The 18,927-nt window shown below is 43.7% G+C and carries 15 protein-coding genes; 9 read left to right on the top strand and 6 right to left on the bottom strand.

What is annotated here, in order from left to right; all coding sequences use genetic code 11:
• Positions 1 to 140: 140 nt before the first annotated feature.
• The 3 genes from ACY3FQ_RS00695 to ACY3FQ_RS00685 form a co-directional block, all read right to left on the bottom strand.
• On the bottom strand, positions 141 to 830 hold the full coding sequence (locus tag ACY3FQ_RS00695; RefSeq protein ID WP_004691682.1) for an ion channel: 690 nt from the start codon (positions 828 to 830) through the stop codon (positions 141 to 143).
• 251 nt (positions 831 to 1,081) lie between these two features.
• The gene (locus tag ACY3FQ_RS00690; protein WP_489773513.1) at positions 1,082 to 2,797 is read right to left on the bottom strand and encodes a cation acetate symporter; all 1,716 of its coding nucleotides are present in this window, start codon (positions 2,795 to 2,797) and stop codon (positions 1,082 to 1,084) included.
• Positions 2,797 to 3,129, bottom strand: coding sequence for a DUF485 domain-containing protein (locus ACY3FQ_RS00685; protein ID WP_004691685.1), 333 nt, complete (start codon positions 3,127 to 3,129; stop codon positions 2,797 to 2,799). Before ACY3FQ_RS00685 ends, ACY3FQ_RS00690 begins: the two co-directional genes overlap by 1 nt.
• 186 nt (positions 3,130 to 3,315) lie before the next feature.
• Here ACY3FQ_RS00685 and ACY3FQ_RS00680 point away from each other — a divergent pair, with 186 nt between their 5' ends.
• Both ACY3FQ_RS00680 and ACY3FQ_RS00675 read left to right on the top strand, forming a co-directional pair.
• Positions 3,316 to 6,813 (top strand): hybrid sensor histidine kinase/response regulator, encoded by a 3,498-nt coding sequence (locus ACY3FQ_RS00680; RefSeq protein WP_159152768.1) that lies wholly within the window; start codon positions 3,316 to 3,318, stop codon positions 6,811 to 6,813.
• 402 nt (positions 6,814 to 7,215) lie between these two features.
• Positions 7,216 to 7,983, top strand: coding sequence for a hypothetical protein (locus tag ACY3FQ_RS00675; RefSeq protein ID WP_159152769.1), 768 nt, complete (start codon positions 7,216 to 7,218; stop codon positions 7,981 to 7,983).
• Between the two features lie 57 nt (positions 7,984 to 8,040).
• Here the strand turns inward: ACY3FQ_RS00675 and ACY3FQ_RS00670 are convergent, their stop codons facing one another.
• Positions 8,041 to 8,691 (bottom strand): response regulator, encoded by a 651-nt coding sequence (locus ACY3FQ_RS00670; protein ID WP_004691689.1) that lies wholly within the window; start codon positions 8,689 to 8,691, stop codon positions 8,041 to 8,043.
• A 377-nt stretch (positions 8,692 to 9,068) separates the two neighbouring features.
• Between ACY3FQ_RS00670 and msuE the strand changes: the two genes are divergently transcribed.
• The 5 genes from msuE to ACY3FQ_RS00645 all read left to right on the top strand — a co-directional run bounded on the left by msuE (position 9,069) and on the right by ACY3FQ_RS00645 (position 12,975).
• The gene (gene msuE, locus ACY3FQ_RS00665; protein ID WP_078425075.1) at positions 9,069 to 9,797 is read left to right on the top strand and encodes an FMN reductase; all 729 of its coding nucleotides are present in this window, start codon (positions 9,069 to 9,071) and stop codon (positions 9,795 to 9,797) included.
• A 26-nt stretch (positions 9,798 to 9,823) separates the two neighbouring features.
• Complete coding sequence (sfnG, locus tag ACY3FQ_RS00660) at positions 9,824 to 10,930, top strand: dimethylsulfone monooxygenase SfnG (RefSeq protein WP_159152719.1); 1,107 nt, start codon at positions 9,824 to 9,826, stop codon at positions 10,928 to 10,930.
• A 127-nt stretch (positions 10,931 to 11,057) separates the two neighbouring features.
• On the top strand, positions 11,058 to 11,450 hold the full coding sequence (locus tag ACY3FQ_RS00655) for a DoxX-like family protein (protein ID WP_159152720.1): 393 nt from the start codon (positions 11,058 to 11,060) through the stop codon (positions 11,448 to 11,450).
• 14 nt (positions 11,451 to 11,464) lie between these two features.
• Positions 11,465 to 12,298, top strand: coding sequence for an SDR family NAD(P)-dependent oxidoreductase (locus ACY3FQ_RS00650; RefSeq protein ID WP_159152721.1), 834 nt, complete (start codon positions 11,465 to 11,467; stop codon positions 12,296 to 12,298).
• A gap of 62 nt (positions 12,299 to 12,360) precedes the next feature.
• Positions 12,361 to 12,975 (top strand): riboflavin synthase subunit alpha, encoded by a 615-nt coding sequence (locus tag ACY3FQ_RS00645; protein WP_159152722.1) that lies wholly within the window; start codon positions 12,361 to 12,363, stop codon positions 12,973 to 12,975.
• A 263-nt stretch (positions 12,976 to 13,238) separates the two neighbouring features.
• On the opposite strand, the gene ACY3FQ_RS00640 is transcribed toward ACY3FQ_RS00645, so the two are convergent.
• Positions 13,239 to 13,946 (bottom strand): GntR family transcriptional regulator, encoded by a 708-nt coding sequence (locus ACY3FQ_RS00640; RefSeq protein ID WP_159152723.1) that lies wholly within the window; start codon positions 13,944 to 13,946, stop codon positions 13,239 to 13,241.
• Between the two features lie 23 nt (positions 13,947 to 13,969).
• Here ACY3FQ_RS00640 and lhgO point away from each other — a divergent pair, with 23 nt between their 5' ends.
• Positions 13,970 to 15,178 carry an L-2-hydroxyglutarate oxidase gene (gene lhgO / locus ACY3FQ_RS00635; protein WP_159152724.1) on the top strand — a complete coding sequence of 403 codons (1,209 nt, stop codon included), beginning with the start codon at positions 13,970 to 13,972 and terminating at the stop codon, positions 15,176 to 15,178.
• Positions 15,179 to 15,209: 31 nt separating this feature from the next.
• Positions 15,210 to 16,514, top strand: a complete 1,305-nt coding sequence (locus tag ACY3FQ_RS00630) for an MFS transporter (protein WP_159152725.1) — start codon at positions 15,210 to 15,212, stop codon at positions 16,512 to 16,514.
• A gap of 81 nt (positions 16,515 to 16,595) precedes the next feature.
• On the opposite strand, the gene acs is transcribed toward ACY3FQ_RS00630, so the two are convergent.
• A complete protein-coding gene (acs, locus tag ACY3FQ_RS00625; RefSeq protein WP_489773512.1) occupies positions 16,596 to 18,539 on the bottom strand; it encodes an acetate--CoA ligase in 1,944 nt (647 codons plus the stop codon).
• Positions 18,540 to 18,927: the final 388 nt, after the last annotated feature.

Raw genomic sequence — 18,927 nt, 5'->3', positions numbered from 1 at the left:
AATTTTAGTACAAAGATATAAGCAAAATGGTTAACTAGACGAGTCTAATAAAACCTGAAAAATGAATAGCTTAAAATTTAACAATTCTGTTTTATCATAGTTTATGTTTAAAAATAAGGCAGTGCGAATCCTGTAACAGTTTAATTTTCTTTATGATCATTGGGTCGATGCTGAATATACTGCAAGGCAATCAAGCGTGAGACGACTAAAGCCAAATACATCACCCCACAAAACATCTGCAACATTGCAATCATACGGGCCAGCGGTGTCAGTGGCATTAAATCGGACAAACCTGTCGCCGACTGCAAACTAAAGCTTAAAAATAATAAATCGAGCCATGACTGTGCACCCGCCACATTGGGATTTAAAAAGCTATTGGGTTCTAAAATCTGGCAAATGCTATATAAAAAGGCAAAACCCCATGCAATAAGGGTAAACACTGCCCCTGCAGCAAATAGCTCATCTTTGGTCAAATAACGGTCTGCGAACATATAGCGCAGCAAGCCATAGGCCGCAATAAAATAGGCCATCGCCTCAAAGGCATGGCTAATCACCAACAGCATCGGATCTCGCGCACCCAGTAAAATCAGTAAGGAAAAGAACAATGCCCCACCAACAAAACTCAAGCCGAGAATGGTGAACACGGGGGTCTGACGAATGACCTTGGCAATGAGTAACAGGACCAAAACACCTAAGCCCCAAACCAATACACGTAAGGACAAGCTATGGCCGCTCAACAGTGCCAAAATCAGCATAATAAATTGCAACAGCAGTAACCATGCTGAAGGCAGTAGACGGAAGCCTTTCCAAAATTCGACAAATACTTGCATATGCAGCCTGTTATTTTTAAAGCCAAGTTTGATTGGTTCTTGTTCTCGCTTTTTTAACTTAGCATGAATAGCCACTGAAACCGATGCTTTTTATTCGTGTCAGTCGATTCATTTTGCCCAACAATTTGAGTACTGCTTGAGTACTGAATATCACAATCTAGGTCTTTCAGCATTCAAAGCCAACACAGTTAAGAGAATCAACACCATAAAAAAAGCCCCGATGAAGGGGCTTTTTTTAGTTCAGGTTCAGATTAGTGATCTGAAGCACCTGAGATACCAATACCTGTTTGTGAACGTACATACTGCGCATCAAATGCTTTACGTTCTGCTTGTGCACGTGCTGAGTTATCAGTCACAGAGAACAACCAGCAGCAGAAGAACGCCAATGGCATTGCAAAGATTGCTGGACCATTGAATGGGTTTACTGGGGTTTCAGAAATGCCCAATGTATCGACCCAAACGGCTTTAGATAAGATAATCAGTGTTACTGCAGTCGCTAGACCAATCACACCACCAATCACCGCACCACGTGTGGTTAAACCTTTCCAGAACATTGACAGTACAAGCACTGGGAAGTTGGCACATGCTGCTACAGAGAATGCTAAACCGACCATGAAGGCAACGTTTTGTTTCTCGAACAGAATCCCTAAAATCATTGCAAAAATAGCAAGACCTAAAGTCGCGATTTTAGACATACGAAGTTCAGATTCAGGAGTCGTTTGACCTTTCTTGAATACGTTTGCGTACAAGTCATGCGAGATTGCTGAAGCACCTGACAAGGTCAGACCTGCAACAACAGCAAGAATCGTTGCGAACGCCACTGCTGAAATGAAGCCCATGAACAAGTCACCGCCCAATGCATCAGACAAGTGAACCGCTGCCATGTTGTTACCACCAACAAGCTCTAGCTTGCCAGTTACTGCCATTTTCGCGACATCAAGGAACTGTGGATTGTTCGATACATAAAGGATCGCACCAAAACCAATGATGAAAGTTAAAAGGTAGAAGTAACCAATGAAACCCGTTGCTACAACCACTGATTTACGTGCTTCTTTAGCATCTTTAACGGTAAAGAAACGCATTAAGATGTGTGGTAGACCCGCTGTACCGAACATTAAAGCCAAACCTAAAGAAATGGCATCAATTGGGTTCGCTGCAAGTTTACCTGGGCCCATGATATTGCCCGCTTCTGCTAAAGAAATGTCATGTACTTTAGAGAAAACTTGAATTGACTGTGTGAACATTTCAGAGAAGCTGAAGCCTAAGCCTTTCATCACCATGAAAGCCATGAATGTCGCGCCAGACAAAAGCATCACAGCTTTAATAATCTGTACCCAAGTTGTTGCCAACATTCCACCGAAGATCACGTAAGCCATCATCAGAAGACCGACAATCACCACAGCAATGTTGTAGTTCAAACCAAATAACAGTTTGATCAGCTGACCTGCACCCACCATCTGAGCGATCAGATAGAATGCAACGACAACCAATGAACTTACTGCTGCAAGCGTACGTACTGGTTTTTCTGCTAAACGGAATGACACTACGTCAGATAAGTTGAACTTACCTAAGTTACGTAGACGTTCAGCCACCAAGAACAATACGATTGGCCAACCGACCATGAAACCCAATGAATACAGCAAGCCGTCGAAGCCTGAACTGAAAACCATTGCGGAAATACCCAAGAATGACGCTGCGGACATATAGTCACCCGCAATCGCTAAACCATTTTGGAAACCTGAGATCCCGCCACCCGCTGTATAGAAGTCAGCAGTATTGGTGGTTTGTTTTGCTGCCCATTTGGTGATGAGCAAAGTAAATCCGACAAAGATACCGAACATGATAATTGCATGCCAGTTTGTAGCTTGCTGTTGAGCCTCACCCAAATCTGGGCCTGCAAGTGCTAGGCTCGAAGCCAACAGTGCTGTAGCAGCGACTGCAAGCGCTTTCAATGAATTCCATTTCATTAGTGCTGTCCTTTCTCTTGCGCAATGGCTTCGACTTCACGCATTGCTTCTTCATTTAATGCGTCGAGTTTGTTATTCGAGATATACGAATAAACACCACACAAAACAAAAGACAATACAATAATGCTTAGACCCAATGGCATGCCAATCGTGGTCACCCCACCACTGACTGAAGTCATTAAAAATTCTTTGTTGTAGCCGACCAACAACATGAAACCAACGTATACAACCAACATAATGGTTGTCAGTGTCCAGCTCAGTTTACTTTTACGACTAACCATTTCCTTGAATTTGGGATTTTGTAGAATCTGTTCTACTTGTCTCTCATCCATAACCATACTCCTGTCTGTATCCAACCGTAGATACAATTTTTTAATTCGAATTATTACATTTGCTAAAGTAGCAAGCTTCTGTATGGGTTGTAATTTAGACTTTGGTCTGTAAATTTTAAACAAGCTCAGCAGCCTCTATCCCAGATGCGCTATGATGGCCGAGATGATGGAAAAACTTTAGGTAAAATGAACAGCTGGCTCATTATCGGGGTATTGGCCCTCTATATCGTCTTACTCTTTATCTGCGCCTTTTTTGGTGAGAAACACGCCAGCCGCCTGAGCACGCGTGGGCGCATGCTATTGTTTAGTTTAACTTTAGGGGTCTACTGTTCATCTTGGACCTTTTATGGCGCAACAGGTGCAGCAGTTCGTGAAGGCATTATCTTTCTGCCGATCTACCTTGGCCCACTACTTTTCGTCGCACTGGGCTATGACATTTGGCGTCGTTTAGGCCGCGTCCGTCAGCACCATGCTATTTCATCGATTGCCGATTTTGTCGCTGCACGCTATGGTAAAAGTGGGCCTTTGGCCTCAATGGTGACTATCCTCGCCGTCATTGCGATTATTCCTTACTTAGCCCTGCAGTTACGCGCTATTGCACTCAGTGCTGCGGTGATTTTAGAGCCCACCGCAGGCAGCATCGCCTCAACCACCAACGGTGTGTTATTCCTCACTGGTATTTTGGCCATTTTAGCCATGATTTTCGGGACCAGACAGATTGCCAATACAGAACAACATGGTGGTCTGATGTTGGCGGTTGCCTTCGAGTCTTTTGTCAAACTGTTTGCTTTGCTGTGTGTCGCACTCTTTTTCGTGTTTGCTGCACCTGAAAACATCCATCAAATTTCCAAAGATGTCGCAGAGACTTTCCATCAAGTACAACTCATTGGGGTGCCCGATACATTTTGGATTCAAACCTTGTTGGCTGGACTCGCGATCATTTGCTTACCGCGTCAGTTCCACGTCGCTGTGGTCGAATTGCGTGATGAAAAGCATATTCGCGGGGCACGGCGCTGGTTCGCAGTCTATTTAGTTTTAACCATCATTGCTATTATCCCGATTGCCAGTTGGGCGCTGCATGCAACGCCAGGTTACTTAGCGATTCCCGATGTAGCGGTTTTGTCTTTACCTTTAAGTTATGGCCAAGACTGGTTAACCCTATTGGCCTTTTTAGGCGGCTTCTCTGCCTCTACGGGTATGCTGTTGGTGTCTTCAGTGGCACTATCGATCATGCTCAGTAATGACTTGATCATGCCTGCCTTATGGCGTACTAATTTACTGTCCCGCCACGATAAACGCTTACCCTTGGTGCTTAAATTTACCCGTCGGGTCTGTATTTTAGCCGTAATGTTATTGGGCTTTTTGTTCTTCCATTTTTTCAATGACATTGACCAACTTTCAGTCTTTGGCTTGTTGGCCTTTAGTGCGGTGGCTCAGTTCTCACCTGCCCTCATAGGTGGTCTGTACTGGCGTGGCGGCAGTAAACAAGGCGTCTATGCAGGTTTATTGGCTGGTTTTGGTATGTGGGCCTACACCCTACTGTTACCCACTGTACTGCGCAGTTTGCCTGCTGAATATTCACACTTTACCGAAAGCTTTCTCAATTTCGGGCCAATGGGCATTAACTGGTTACGTCCTGAAGCCCTGCTCGGTTTTGAATCCTTTGCCGCACTTACCCATGGGGTGGTGTGGGCACTGGGTCTGAATATTATTTTATACATTTGGATTTCCCGAATTTTCCGCCCCAGCGTGGCCGAACAAATTCAAGCAGAAAGCTTTTTCTATTATGAAACTAAGCCACTGCCAACACAGAGCACGTCAACAGACATCAACTACATTCATCACGATGTTGCACGCTTAAAAGTTGGTGATTTAATCACCTTAGCCAAACGGATTACTGGCGATGGCGCAACTATGCGCGCTTTCCAACAGTTCTGTGCCCAGAACAATGTGGTGCTGAATGAAAACAGCAATGCCAACGGCATGTGGTGGCGTTTTACCGAACAATATTTAGCAGGCACGATTGGCGCTGCATCGGCACGTACCCTGCTCACCACCGCAATGGTCAACAATGGCCTCGCTTTGGGGCAAGTGGCAAACATTCTAGACCAAGCCTCACAGTGGCAACGTTTTAATCAAAACCTGATCATGACCATGATTGACCACATGACCCAAGGGGTGAGTGTGGTCGATGAAAATATGTGTTTGGTGGCATGGAATAACCAATATTTAAAACTGTTTGATTATCCGAAGGACATTGTCTATGTCGGTTGTCCAATTTCCGATTTGATTCGGTATAACGCAGAGCGCGGCGAATGTGGCCCGGGTTCGGTCGAAGAACATGTACGGAAACGGATGCACTGGATGCAAGTCGGTAGCGCACACGAGTTTGAACGCATTCGTAAAGATGGTCGTGTCATTCAAATGCGTGGCAATCCAATTGAAGGCGGCGGCTTTGTCACCACCTTCGCCGACATTACCGCCTTCCGTGAAAATGAAGCCATGCTGGAGGCGCGTGTCCAAGACCGAACTCAACAGTTAGCAGATGCATTGACTGAACAACAACTGGCACGTGAACAAGCCGATAAAGCCAATATGTCGAAAAGCCGCTTTATTGCCGCGGCCAGTCATGACTTATTGCAACCGATGCATGCTGCGCGTCTGTTCAGTACAGCTTTAGAACAAAGCGTACAAAGTGAAGAAGACCGTAAAACCTTACAACAGCTTGATCGTGCCTTACACGGTGCAGAAAGTATGTTGTCTGCCCTGTTGGATATTGCCCGTCTTGAAGGTGGCACCATTCAACCCAACCGTCAGGCTTATCCGCTGCATGATTTACTCAGTGACCTCGAATTGCAGTTTAAATCCATTGCAGCACAGCGCGGTATTCGTTTCAGCGTACATGATGCTCAGTTCTGGATAGATACCGACCCACAATGGATTCGCCGTATTATTCAGAACTTTGTCAGTAATGCCCTACGCTACACTGCCAAAGGCAAAGTGGTGGTGGGCGTACTCCGCTCCACGGACAAACCACGCCATATTCGAATTGGAGTTTGGGATACAGGACCCGGGATTGCAGAAGAACAACGAATCAAACTATTCCAAGAGTTTGAGCGCTGCGGTCATACCTCACCATGGGGTGAGCAAGGGCTTGGCTTGGGCTTGGCCATCGTACAGCGGATGACCAGCCTGCTCGACTACCCAGTACATGTCTATTCAGAGTATGGCAAAGGTTCATGCTTTATGATTGAAGTACCAATCATTGACCCACCAAAAGTCGTAGCAGCGCCTGTACAAGCAGTTCCACTCAAAACCAAAGCCTATAAGATTTTGTGCTTGGACAATGATGAAACCATTTTAGAAGGGATGTCGACTTTACTCACCAAATGGGGTTATCAAGTGTTTAAAGCAACTGAACCTGAACAGGCTTTTGAGATGATTCAGCAAGAAAGCATTCAGGTCTGGTTGGTCGATCAGCACTTAAATCATGACAAAATTGGTTTGGACTTTATTTTGGCCAATCGTCAAGAAAATGTCCCGGTCGCTTTGATTACCGCAGACTCAGATCCTGAACTGCCACAACGGGTCAAAGATATGAATATCGTGCTTTTGAAAAAACCATTAAAACCTGCTTCTTTACGAGCATGGTTATCGGGTTTAAAAATTTCAAATCCTGAATAAATTCACTACATTTACTCACAAAACTCAAGTCATATGACTTGGGTTTTGTCTTTTTTAGGCTCTGTATACATGGCAAACTGACTAAAATTTTAAAGATTTCTACAAAAGTGCTCATTTTCAGCACGTTGAAGCCCAACAATATTGGCTAAAAATTACACACCTACTTTTACTATGGCAAAATACACCAATTACATTAGTGAACACTTGTATACTTAGTTACAATTTCTCAAGCACCTGTTTTATCTAAACTAAATATGCATAAAAACATAAACTACGACTTTAGTCTTATTCATCTCCATAGGGGATTGGCAGATAACTAGGACTAAGAAAAGATCAGTTTTTCTACCTATATACCCCTTCCTTCGCTGAAGAAACTGATCATCCTTCTCTTGGAGTTTTATGATGAACATTTCTAAAGCAATGCCACATGGCTCAGATCAGTCGCAACAATTTCTGCGCCAGTATAGTGCCAATGCCTTTTTACCCAGTATCGACTGGGTTGAACTCTTTAAACAAAGTAAACTCAGCGAGACTCATGTTCAGGCCTTAGATACGCTGTATCACACCGCTATTCCCCTCGCATTACAAGTGTTTGAACAACTCGACTTTGATGTGTTTCGCCCCGCGGCTTACCAACCGCAAGGTTTAGGTCTATTTGAAAAACTTCAGCAACAAGAAGACCCGTTCTTGCTGGCATTGGAAGCCGAATCCAGCGGACTCAGTGCAGATGTGCGCCATCAAATGTGGAGCATGCTCCTTCGCGGCGGTGCAGTTTTGGTGTTTAAAGCATGGCTCGGTAAAGTCAAAACCGATCAGGATCAACTCGACACCACCCAGTTTGACCAATTGTCGGATCTGCTCTTTATTAAAACACCACCGCAAGTCTTGGCGGATCGATTAAGTATTGATGCGCAAGGAACACAAGACCATATTTTCCTCATGTATGACAACGAAATCTACTTAGACCGTTTCAATAGCTTAGAAACGGCGGCTTTATTTGTCGATCTTGGCGTGTATGATGCGGCCTTTTTAAGTCTGCGCGATGACCGTGTTGCGGCTTATTTGAAACAACAGGGCTATGTCTCTGAAGAGCAAATTGATGATCTGCAATGTGCTTTAAATCCTTTATTTTGTACTGATGTCACCAGCAAACAAAACTGCTTGGCTTAAACTTAAGACCAAAAAAAGCGCTGATGATTCAGCGCTTTTTTAATTCAATAGATCAGCTTACATGCGTTTTTCTTCAATATTTAAAGCATTGATCGCAAGGACCGCTTGAGTTCGGTTTTGTACCCCGAGCTTACGGAAAATCGCAGTCACGTGCGCTTTAATTGTCGCTTCTGAAACATCAAGTTCATAAGCAATCTGCTTATTCAGCAAACCTTCTGCCACCATCATCAAAACACGGAACTGCTGCGGCGTTAAGGATTGAATCCGCTCAGCCAGTGCAGTTTCATCGGCAGCACGTGGGTCAAAGTTCATGTTAGCAGGTAAATTTGGCGGCAACCAAATTTCACCATCTAAGACTTCGCGAATTGCTTCGCCAATATGACTTGGATGTGCCGACTTTGGAATATACCCCATCGCACCATGCGCAATTGAACGCTGAATGATCGACGTCTCTTCATGCGCTGAAACGACAATAATCGGTAATGATGGATACTGGGCACGAACATGTACCAATGCAGAAAAACCCGAAGCACCTGGTAAGTTTAAGTCCAATAGCACCAAATCAGGTTCAGGACCTTTTTCAAGGCGTTCATAAAACTCGTTTACTGCGGCTGTTTCATGAATTTGAGCTTGCGGTAAGCTATAACGAACAGCTTGGATTAACGCATGGCGAAACAGCGGATGGTCATCAACGATTAATATATTCATAAGCAACGAGAGATTTCGAGTGCACTAGTCTTGACTATTCTAACCATACAAGTGCCGATAAGGATATGCAAAGTCTAACTTTTTTTCACTTTATCACGCTTTAGGCAGGAAAATAGCCTCAATTCCAAGTCGATATTGAAATATAAATAACTAATCACATTTTGATATAAAATTTATCAGCACATTGAAAAAGGTTATTTAATTTAAATATATATAAAAAATACAACCATTTAATAAAAATTTAGATAGTCTTTTTCGGCATCAACAGATATATCTGAAAATTAGATAACTTAACGCTATTTCTTTATTTTACAGACCAAATGCAGATATTAGATAAATAAGCCCATTCCGAGATACAACACTTTAGGGCTGTCCTTATGTCTACTTTACTGCAAAAACCACTCAATATTGTCGCTGTGTCAGGCGGTTTAAATACCCCGTCTAAAACTGAGGCGCTAGTACAAGAAATATTAAATGAACTGGGCGATGCAACCCCAATCCATGTACATTTTATTAAATTCAGCGAAATTGGCCATCTGCTCGGTGGTGCGATTTACCGCAATCAACTGCCACAACGTGTGCAAGATGACTTAGCCGCAGTCGAAGCTGCCGATGCGTTGATTGTTGGAACACCAGTTTACCGTGCTTCATTTACTGGTTTGTTTAAACACTTTTTCGACTTTGTTGAGCAAACGGCGCTGGTCGATGTACCGGTACTGCTTGCAGCCTCAGGCGGCAGTGAGCGTCATGCGTTGGTACTGGAGCATCAACTCCGCCCATTATTTAGTTTCTTCCAAGCGCAAACTTTACCTATTGGTGTCTATGCCACAGACAAAGACTTTACACCCGCGTATACCATCCACAGTGAATTATTACGAGATCGCATCACCCTTGCTGTGGCCCGTGCTTTACCCATTCTAGAATGGGCACCTGCCAAAGGTCAGCGTGCAGAAGTAGTGAAAGAAAAGACCCAACTTGCAAATCAAAACTTGGGTATCAACACACAAATCGAACAAGACGATGTGCTGCCTTCAGCCGCAGTTCCGAATTTAGATGCAGCCGAGTCTCGCTTGCATCAGAAAAAAGCCAAACCACAGGTCGCTTAACGCAAAAGCATTGAGAGGGTTTTCACATGTCACAACAGAATAAAAATATTACCTTTGCTTATTGGGTTCCCAATGTCAGCGGTGGCTTAGTGGTAAGTAATATTGAGCAACGTACGGATTGGAGTTATGACTATAACGTCCGTTTAGCGAAGGCTGCAGAAAAAAGTGGCTTTGATTATGCTCTGACTCAGATTCGTTTTACTGCGGGTTATAACGCAGAAAACCAACATGAGTCGGTCAGCTTTAGTCACGGTATTTTAGCCAAAACTAGCAAACTCAAAGTCATTGCCGCTATTTTACCTGGCCCGTGGAAACCCGTGCTTGCCGCAAAACAGCTTGCAACCATCGACCACTTAACCCAAGGACGTATTGCGATTAATGTGGTTAGTGGTTGGTTTCGCAGCGAATTTGATGCCATTGGTGAAGCATGGCCTGAACATGACCAACGCTATGCCCGCTCGGAAGAATTTATTCGTGCACTAAAAGGCGTTTGGACCCAAGACAACTATAGCTTCAATGGAAAATACTACCAGTTCAAAGACTACACCTTGTCACCCAAACCTGTGCAAAAGCCGCATATTGAAATTTTCCAAGGCGGCAGTTCACGCGCTGCACGGGATATGGCATCGCGGGTTTCAGACTGGTATTTCACCAACGGCAATACCCCTGAGGAGCTCAAAAAACAGATTGATGATATTCGTGCAAAAGCCCAACAAAATGGTCATCAGGTCAAAATTGGGGTCAATGCTTTCATCATTGCCCGAGATACCGAGGAAGAAGCGAAAACGGTTCTGCAAGAAATTATTGATAAAGCCAATATTCAAGCGGTACATGCCTTTGGTGAGGCTACCCGTGAAGCGGGAGCAGCAACACTTGAAGGTGAAGGCAACTGGGCCAAATCGACCTTTGAAGATTTGGTTCAATATAATGATGGCTTTAAAACCAATTTGATTGGTACACCACGCCAAATTGCCGAACGTATTGTGGAATTAAAAGCCGTTGGTGTGGATTTAATCCTTTCAGGTTTTTTACATTTTATCGAAGAGGTTGAATACTTCGGTGCCAAAGTGTTGCCATTGGTTCGTGAGTTGGAAGCTCAGCAGCAATCCGTTGAGACTGCCAAATCTGCTTAGCTCGGTAAGCAGCAGACACGAACTAAAAAATAATAATCATAGGTGACTCTATTCTTCCCTCAAGGCTCGGCTTGAGGGTTTTTTTATTGGTGTATAATCCACACAAAGTAAAAAATAACCACTTGATATGAACAACAGCCAACCTTCCAAATTCATTAATCTCTCTTTGGCCTTTTTATGGGGCTATCAAGGTCTAATTCCTAAAATCCTTTTTATCAATCCCGATGAGATTGCCATTTGGCAAACTTTTGGGCTTTCCTACACACAGGCCCAACTGGCAGGTCAGGGCTCAGGTGTGCTTGAGTGTGTTTTTGCTTTATTGTTCCTCTTTAATTCAAGTAAATATTTGCATTACCTCAGTATCTTTAGCTTGGTGTTTTTATTCGCACTGGTCGCTTTTCTAATACCAGGCAGTCTCATTCGTGCTTTTAATCCTGTGGTCATGAACCTTGCAATGATCAGTCTATCCATTTGTTATTGCATGCTTCACAGACAAAAAGCGACGTCCTTTAGTTCATAAAGTAAAGGATCCATATGAATTCAAAATCAGGTTGCATCGTCATTACAGGCAGTTCTAAAGGTATCGGCTTGGGTTTAGCTCAAGCCTTCTTGGAACAACAACAAGCTGTCGTGATTTCTGGGCGAAACAGCACAGATTTGCACAGCGCCCTGCAACAGCTACAGCATCGCTTTCCTGCTGCGCTGATTCATGCCGTCACTTGTGATGTCACGCAGATCCATGAAGTACAAACACTTTGGGATGAAGCCATTCAACACTTTGGTGCTGTTCAGATTTGGATTAATAATGCAGGCAGTTGTACAGCGACACTAGACTTTAAAGATCTCGCAGCAGCAGACATACAGACTGTGGTTCAAACCAATATTCTAGGCAGTATGTTCGGCTCACAAGTAGCCTTAAACGGCATGCTGGCACAAGGCTATGGTCAAATTTTCAATATGGAAGGTTGGGGTACTCGGGGTGAATGGAGTGCAGGCATGACTACCTATGCCACCACCAAACGTGCCGTAGGTTACTTTAGTCAAGCACTGTTTAAAGAAACCAAACAGACCAACATTCAAGTCGGTACGCTCAGTCCCGGAATGGTGGCAACCGACCTACTGGTATCCTCTTGGCAAAATGGCAATGTTCAGCACTGGAACAAAATGAAACGGCTTTTTTTGTTTATTATCGATCCTCCCGAAGTGGTCTGTCGCTATTTGGCTCAACGTATTTTAGAGAATAAACATCGCCATACTCGCATCGTATGGATGACGCCCTTACGTCTGTTACTCCGATTTTTGCAACCCTATTATTGGCGTCGAAACCCAATCAAAGATACAGCTTTAGCACATCTCAACTCAAAATAATGCCACATCAAGGTGTAGATCATTTACATTAAACATAAACCCCAAATGAAGGAAGGCTTCTAATGTACACAGGTATCGTACAAGGCTTAGAAAAAATTCTAGATGTCCGTCAAGGCGACGGTTTTAGCACCCTTGTGGTTTCAAATACACACAACTTTTTTCACGATGTCTTTATCGGTGCAAGTGTAGCCATCAATGGTACCTGCTTAACTGCAACACACATCGATCTGACCGCCAATCAAGTCCATTTTGATGTTTCGGATTTGACTCGACGCCTGACCACTTTAGGCACTTTACAGGCAGGTGATGAGGTGAATATCGAACGTTCAGCCAAAGTCGGGATGGAAAATGGGGGACACAACTTGTATGGACATATCGAAGGAACGGCTACAGTAAAGCAGCTGAGCCGTCACGGCGAGACTCTGCATGTGGATCTTCACATTCCCGAGGGCAATATTAAATACTTTTTCTTAAAAGGTTTTATTGGTCTGAATGGTTGTAGCCTCACCGTCAACCGTGTTGATCGTAACAGCCATGAAATTTCAGTTGATTTGATTCCTGAAACTTTGCGTCTGACCACGTGGCCATCGGTACAAGTCGGCGATGCCGTCAATTATGAAATTGATCAGATGACACGGACGATGGTGGATACCTTAGAAAGCATCCATCAGCGATAAGCTAGATTTATTTTTGACATTATTGCTGTACAAAAACGCCTGACTCAGGCGTTTTTGCGTATTTTAAAAAATATTAATTATCAATCAGCTTACCAATGCACATGCGCCCTTTCGATCCTCCTCAGTTCAAATCTCTAAGGGTTGAGCCTCATATTTCACATCAATAATCGCTGCCAAAAACCACGACTAAAGTCGTATAAAATTTCCGCACAGGAATGATTGTTCAAAATTTACATGTTGCATGCAACATGCTACCATCAGTTTTAGATCCAGTTGAGATAGTCATTGGTACTGTAATCTGACCAGTTTTCACGTTTTTCCGATTCTTGGTTTATCAGTAGCGTTGCGGTATTTATTATGTGATCTTTCATCAAGTTAGCGGCTTGTTGAGCATCTCCACTCACAAATGCATGATGTAACTTTAAATGGTCATCAAAGGTCTGCATACAATTTCGCGAATGCGGAATGGTTGCAGAACCCGCGATTAACACTTGGTTACGGGTATTGCTAATAATATCAATCGCTTTCTGATTGCCCACGATTTGTAACAACGCTAAATGATAATCCCGGTCAGCTTTTAAAGTCCCTGTAATGTCATTTGAGGCCGCCTTCAGTTTGAACTCCTCAAAAATAGCATTCAAATGTTCAATATCTTGCTCTGTTCTGACCTTAGTTGCACGGTAGACCAGAGGAACCTCCAGCATCAATCGGATTTGAAAGGATTCAATCATTGTGGTGAATGTTGTCGGAATAATACGTATCCCTTTATTTTTCTCAATTTTCACAATACCAATCTTTTCAAGCATTTGTGCTGCTTCACGCACAGGTGTGCGTGAAATGCCGCCAAGCATCTGACCCAATTCTGTTGCTGAGTACAAGACATTGAACTGTAAGTGATTATTGATAATTGCATCCTGCAAAATTTCAAAAGCTTCTTCAGTTAATGTTTTTGGTTTTTGGATCAGTTTCATGAGGTTTTACAAAGGGAATCAATATGCTGAATAAACATTATGCCATCATCGGGGGGGGAATCAATGGATTGGCTGTTGCCCGCCAACTTCTGTTGGACTATCCAGATGCCCGTGTCACGGTATTTGAAAAAGAAACTGATGTTGCCATGCATCAATCTAGCCATAATTCAGGTGTAGTACATGCTGGGCTATATTATGAACCAGGGGGCTTAAAAGCCCGCTTATGCCGTCGTGGTGCGACACTGGTTCAACAATACTGTACTGAAAACCAAATTCCCTATGATGAATGTGGCAAAGTCGTGGTTGCACTCTCTAAAGATGAAGAAGGTCGTCTCGACGCAATCTACAAAAAAGCAATGGCCAACCAAGTTCCTGATGTCCGTATTCTTCAAGCTGGCGAAATTCAAGACGTGGAACCGAATTGTATTGGGACCAAAGCCCTCTATTCCCCACGTACCGCAATTGTCAGCTATGGTGCAATTGCGAAAAAAATTGCAGAAGAAATTAAACAGAAAAATGGCACATTGGTATTGGGTCGAAAAGTCATTAATTTGACGGAAAAAAATAATAAAGTCAGTGTACATTTTGACGATCATGAGGTCTATCCAACTCAGTTTGACTACGTCGTAACCTGTGCAGGTTTACAGTCTGACCGACTTGCGAGCAATTCAGGCGATATTGCCACGCCAAAAATTGTCCCATTCTTTGGTCAATACTATGTGATTGATGAACAATTCAAAAATCATGTCAAAGGTCTGATTTATCCTGTACCCGATCCTAAATATCCATTTTTAGGGGTACATTTCACCAAACGAATTGATGGTCAGATGACCATTGGACCAAATGCGTTTATTTCGTTTGGCCGTGAAAACTATACCGGTAATAAATTTAACCTCACCGATATTTACGACTTCCTCACTTACAAAGGTTTTTGGAAATTCTCCTCTAAAAACATGCCCGCAGCGGTACGAGAGCTGAGAACGGTGCTCAGCCAAACCAATTTTGTCGCAGAAGCAGCCAAATATGTGCCATCTCTTGCTGACGTCTCTGTTGAACCTGCAACACGTGGCATTCGAGCTCAAGCTATGGAAGCTGATGGCTCATTGGTCGATGACTTTGTCATTCGCAAACAAGGCAATATCACCCATATTCGTAATGCCCCGTCTCCGGGCGCGACCTCATCTTTAGCGATTGCCGAATATATTGTGCGCGAAGTCATGTCTCACCACTAATAAAAAACTGACTCTCATAAAGGAATATCAAATGAGCAATACTCATGAAACAGAATTAGAAAAAAAGAAGCGACTCAAAAAAGTAGCAACCGCAACCATTGTCGGCTCCATGTTAGAGTGGTATGACTTCTATCTGTATGCCACCATGGCCTCGATTGTCTTTGCTAAAGTGTTTTTTGACACTTCAGACCCAGGTAGTGCCAGTCTGAAAGCCTTTGCGACTTTCGCGATTGGCTTTATCGCACGCCCTCTAGGGGGGCTGTTCTTTGGCTATTTTGGCGATAAATATGGGCGCAAGAAGATGCTGTTTGTCACCTTCTTATTGATGGGACTGTGCACTACAGCTATTGGCCTTATTCCAACCTATGAATCTATCGGTATCTGGGCAGCAGTGTTGTTGGTGACCTTCCGTATTATTCAGGGCCTCGGTGCAGGGGCTGAATTTGCGGGTGCTGCAATTACCTCGTATGAACATGCCTCTGAAGATAAACGCGGTAGTCAAGGTGCATGGCCTGCTCTGGGTCTAAACTTAGGTCTCCTGCTCTCTTCACTTACAGTCTTTTTATTAACCTTAAATGGTGATGAGTTCTTAATTAATGGTGGCTGGCGTATTCCATTTATTCTCAGTTTTGTGCTGGTGATTATTGGTTTATGGGTACGTAAGAGTTTGCCTGAAACGCCTGATTATTCTGAAGCACACGTCGAAAAATCGACTGAAAACCCATTTAAACAGATCTTAAAAACCAATATGAAAGGTCTAAGCGTGGTCTTTCTGATTGCAATTGGCTATAACGCCTTGAGCTATATCTTTAAAACCTTTTCTTTGGCTTATTTAACTCAATTCCAAGGCGTTACGGCACATGTCACTTCATTATCCGTGACCATTGCAAGTTTGGTTGCCATCTTCACTGTACCATTCTTCGGTTGGTTGTGTGACAAATGGAACAGTAGAAATGTTCTGATCTTGGGTGGTTTTCTATCAATCCTGTTTGCCTATCCCTTTATGAAATTACTGGAAACAGGTGACAACACTTCAATCTACATCGCTTTAGCAATTGGAACAGGTATTCTTGCTCCAATGATGTTTGCACCACAGGGATCTTTCCTCAGTCGTCAGTTTGCCGTGGAAAACCGTTCTACTGGTGTAAGTACAGGCCGCGAAATTGGAACAGCAATTGCAGGGGGCTTAGCACCTTTAGGTGCCTTGTCATTGGTAGCCGCTTCACCAACCCATTCCACGACAGGCGTGATTCTAATTTTAGCGCTAGCAGGTTTATTTGTGGTCGTAACTGCTTTTTGCGATCAAGGCTATAAATTCTCCAAACATAAAAACTAAATACTTGAATAGCTGTTCGTCTACAAAGACAAAACCCATGTCTGAAATTTAAGACATGGGCTTTTTGGCTTCAGCCAACATTTATCCGTTTGGATATACTTCTTTAATCAACACTTCGACCACTTGCGGTTCAGCCAGCGTCGATGTATCGCCCAAACTATCTAACTCGTTCGCCGCAATTTTTCTTAAAATACGGCGCATGATTTTGCCTGAACGTGTTTTAGGTAAAGACGGTGCCCAATGTAAGGCATCTGGTGTTGCCACAGGACCCAACACCTTTCTTACCCACTGAATCAGCTCTGCACGGAGCTCTTCCGTTTGCGCTGTGCCTGCTTGTAAAGTGACAAAAGAACAAATTCCCTGCCCTTTGATCTCATGTGGCATTCCTACTACGGCAGCCTCAGCAACCGCCTCATGTGCCACCAAAGCACTTTCCACTTCAGCCGTGCCTAAACGGTGCCCTGACACATTCAGTACATCATCCACCCGTCCTGTAATCCAGTAGTAACCATCTTTATCACGGCGTGCGCCATCGCCCGTGAAATACGTTCCCGGATAAGTTGCAAAATACGCTTCGATAAACCGCTTAGGATCCCCCCAAATGGTTCGCATTTGCCCCGGCCATGAATCCTTAATCACCAGATTGCCTTCAGCTTCTCCTTCTAACTCTTTGCCTTCAGCATCAACCAAAGCGGGTTGAATCCCAAATAAAGGACGCGTTGCAGACCCTGGTTTAAGTGGTGTCGCACCCGGAAGTGGAGAAATTAAAATCCCGCCTGTTTCAGTTTGCCACCAAGTATCCACCACTGGGCAACGGCTTTCCCCCACCACTGTGTAGTACCAATTCCATGCTTCAGGGTTGATCGGCTCTCCGACGGAACCAATTAAACGCAAACTGCTACGATCACTCTCACGGACAAAGGCATCCCCTTCACGCATCATGGCGCGGATCGCTGTCGGTGCCGTGTATAAAATCGTCACATTGTGTTTGTCGACAATATGCCCTGTACGTGCCCAACTTGGATACTGTGGGATTCCTTCAAACATCACCGTTGTGGTTCCATTCGACAAGGGGCCATACAGCACATAAGAGTGCCCTGTAATCCAGCCCACATCGGCGGTACACCAAAAAACATCATCTTGTTTTAAGTCGAACACTTCACGGAAGGTACTATTCACATAAGTTAAATAACCGCCTGTGGTATGCAGCACCCCTTTGGGCTTACCCGTTGAACCTGAGGTATATAAAATAAATAGGGGATCTTCGGCATTCATCGGTTCAGGTGGACAAATCTCGTTGACGGTCATGATCTCCATGTGATACCACAAATCACGCTCTTCTTTCAGCGTGATTGGATTGCCTGTACGGTGCACCACAATCACGTTCTGTACTGAGTCTGTCCCGGGTAGATTCAATGCTGCGTCTACATTTTCTTTCAGCGGAATCGGTTTCCCACCGCGCATTCCAGAGTCTGCGGTAATCACAATTTTGGCTTGACTGTCATCAATTCGGCTCGCCAATGAGTCAGGTGAAAAGCCACCAAACACCACACAATGCACGGCACCGATTCGAGCACAGGCCAACATTGAAATGGCTGCTTCTGAAATCATTGGCATATACAGCACCACACGATCGCCTTTCCCCACCCCATGCTTTTTCAGGACATTGGCAAAACGACACACTTCGTCATACAGTTCTGCAAAGGAAATGATTTTATGGCGTGAGGGATGGTCACCTTCCCAAATAATGGCGGGTTTATATGGATGCTCTTTTAAATGGCGATCGAGGCAGTTAGCACTTAGGTTTAACTGCCCATCGGCAAACCATTCAATTTTAAAATTATCTTTGTCATAACTGGTATTTTTAACTTGGCTAAAAGGCTTGATCCAATCGAGTTTCAAAGCTTGTTCAGCCCAATATTCATCAGGTTGTTCTATCGATTTTTGATAGCGTTCAAAATATTCTTGTTCATTGGTGCGTGCAGTTTTTTCAAATTCAGCAGGTACAGGATAGACTTCTTTCATATCATACTTCCTTATATTCTGACTCTCATCGCGAGAGTTCATGCCACAGTTATTGGTTTATTATTGGACTGCATAACCACAGTATGACGATTGTTTTTTAAACAGATCAACACGGCTTTGGTCGTATATTATTTCTACAATTTAAAACACATTTTATAGTGATCTTTCAATGAGATCCTGTGTTTAATCCGTAACATGAACAGATGTGAACTCAGTAAAGTCGCTCCAGCTAGGCTTTTTAAAGCATATTGTTACACTTCAGGCTGTGCTATTTCATACATAGGAGCATGACTCAGCGCCTTCATTCCAAAACTCAAGCATTTAAAAAACACAGCGATAGATTTTTATCCGTCTATCAATCACCCAGAATGCGATAATTTCATACGCT

The organism is Acinetobacter sp. AB03, assembly GCF_058107045.1.
This window is presented reverse-complemented; position numbering and strand designations above follow the sequence as displayed.

Excerpts from the sequence above, each read along its gene's own strand:
- ACY3FQ_RS00695 (WP_004691682.1), bottom strand. The coding sequence starts at position 830 with ATGCAAGTATTTGTCGAATTTTGGAAAGGCTTCCGTCTACTGCCTTCA.
- ACY3FQ_RS00690 (WP_489773513.1), bottom strand. The coding sequence starts at position 2,797 with ATGAAATGGAATTCATTGAAAGCGCTTGCAGTCGCTGCTACAGCACTG.
- ACY3FQ_RS00685 (WP_004691685.1), bottom strand. The coding sequence starts at position 3,129 with ATGGATGAGAGACAAGTAGAACAGATTCTACAAAATCCCAAATTCAAG.
- ACY3FQ_RS00680 (WP_159152768.1), top strand. The coding sequence starts at position 3,316 with ATGAACAGCTGGCTCATTATCGGGGTATTGGCCCTCTATATCGTCTTA.
- ACY3FQ_RS00675 (WP_159152769.1), top strand. The coding sequence starts at position 7,216 with ATGAACATTTCTAAAGCAATGCCACATGGCTCAGATCAGTCGCAACAA.
- ACY3FQ_RS00670 (WP_004691689.1), bottom strand. The coding sequence starts at position 8,691 with ATGAATATATTAATCGTTGATGACCATCCGCTGTTTCGCCATGCGTTA.
- msuE (WP_078425075.1), top strand. The coding sequence starts at position 9,069 with ATGTCTACTTTACTGCAAAAACCACTCAATATTGTCGCTGTGTCAGGC.
- sfnG (WP_159152719.1), top strand. The coding sequence starts at position 9,824 with ATGTCACAACAGAATAAAAATATTACCTTTGCTTATTGGGTTCCCAAT.
- ACY3FQ_RS00655 (WP_159152720.1), top strand. The coding sequence starts at position 11,058 with ATGAACAACAGCCAACCTTCCAAATTCATTAATCTCTCTTTGGCCTTT.
- ACY3FQ_RS00650 (WP_159152721.1), top strand. The coding sequence starts at position 11,465 with ATGAATTCAAAATCAGGTTGCATCGTCATTACAGGCAGTTCTAAAGGT.
- ACY3FQ_RS00645 (WP_159152722.1), top strand. The coding sequence starts at position 12,361 with ATGTACACAGGTATCGTACAAGGCTTAGAAAAAATTCTAGATGTCCGT.
- ACY3FQ_RS00640 (WP_159152723.1), bottom strand. The coding sequence starts at position 13,946 with ATGAAACTGATCCAAAAACCAAAAACATTAACTGAAGAAGCTTTTGAA.
- lhgO (WP_159152724.1), top strand. The coding sequence starts at position 13,970 with ATGCTGAATAAACATTATGCCATCATCGGGGGGGGAATCAATGGATTG.
- ACY3FQ_RS00630 (WP_159152725.1), top strand. The coding sequence starts at position 15,210 with ATGAGCAATACTCATGAAACAGAATTAGAAAAAAAGAAGCGACTCAAA.
- acs (WP_489773512.1), bottom strand. The coding sequence starts at position 18,539 with ATGAAAGAAGTCTATCCTGTACCTGCTGAATTTGAAAAAACTGCACGC.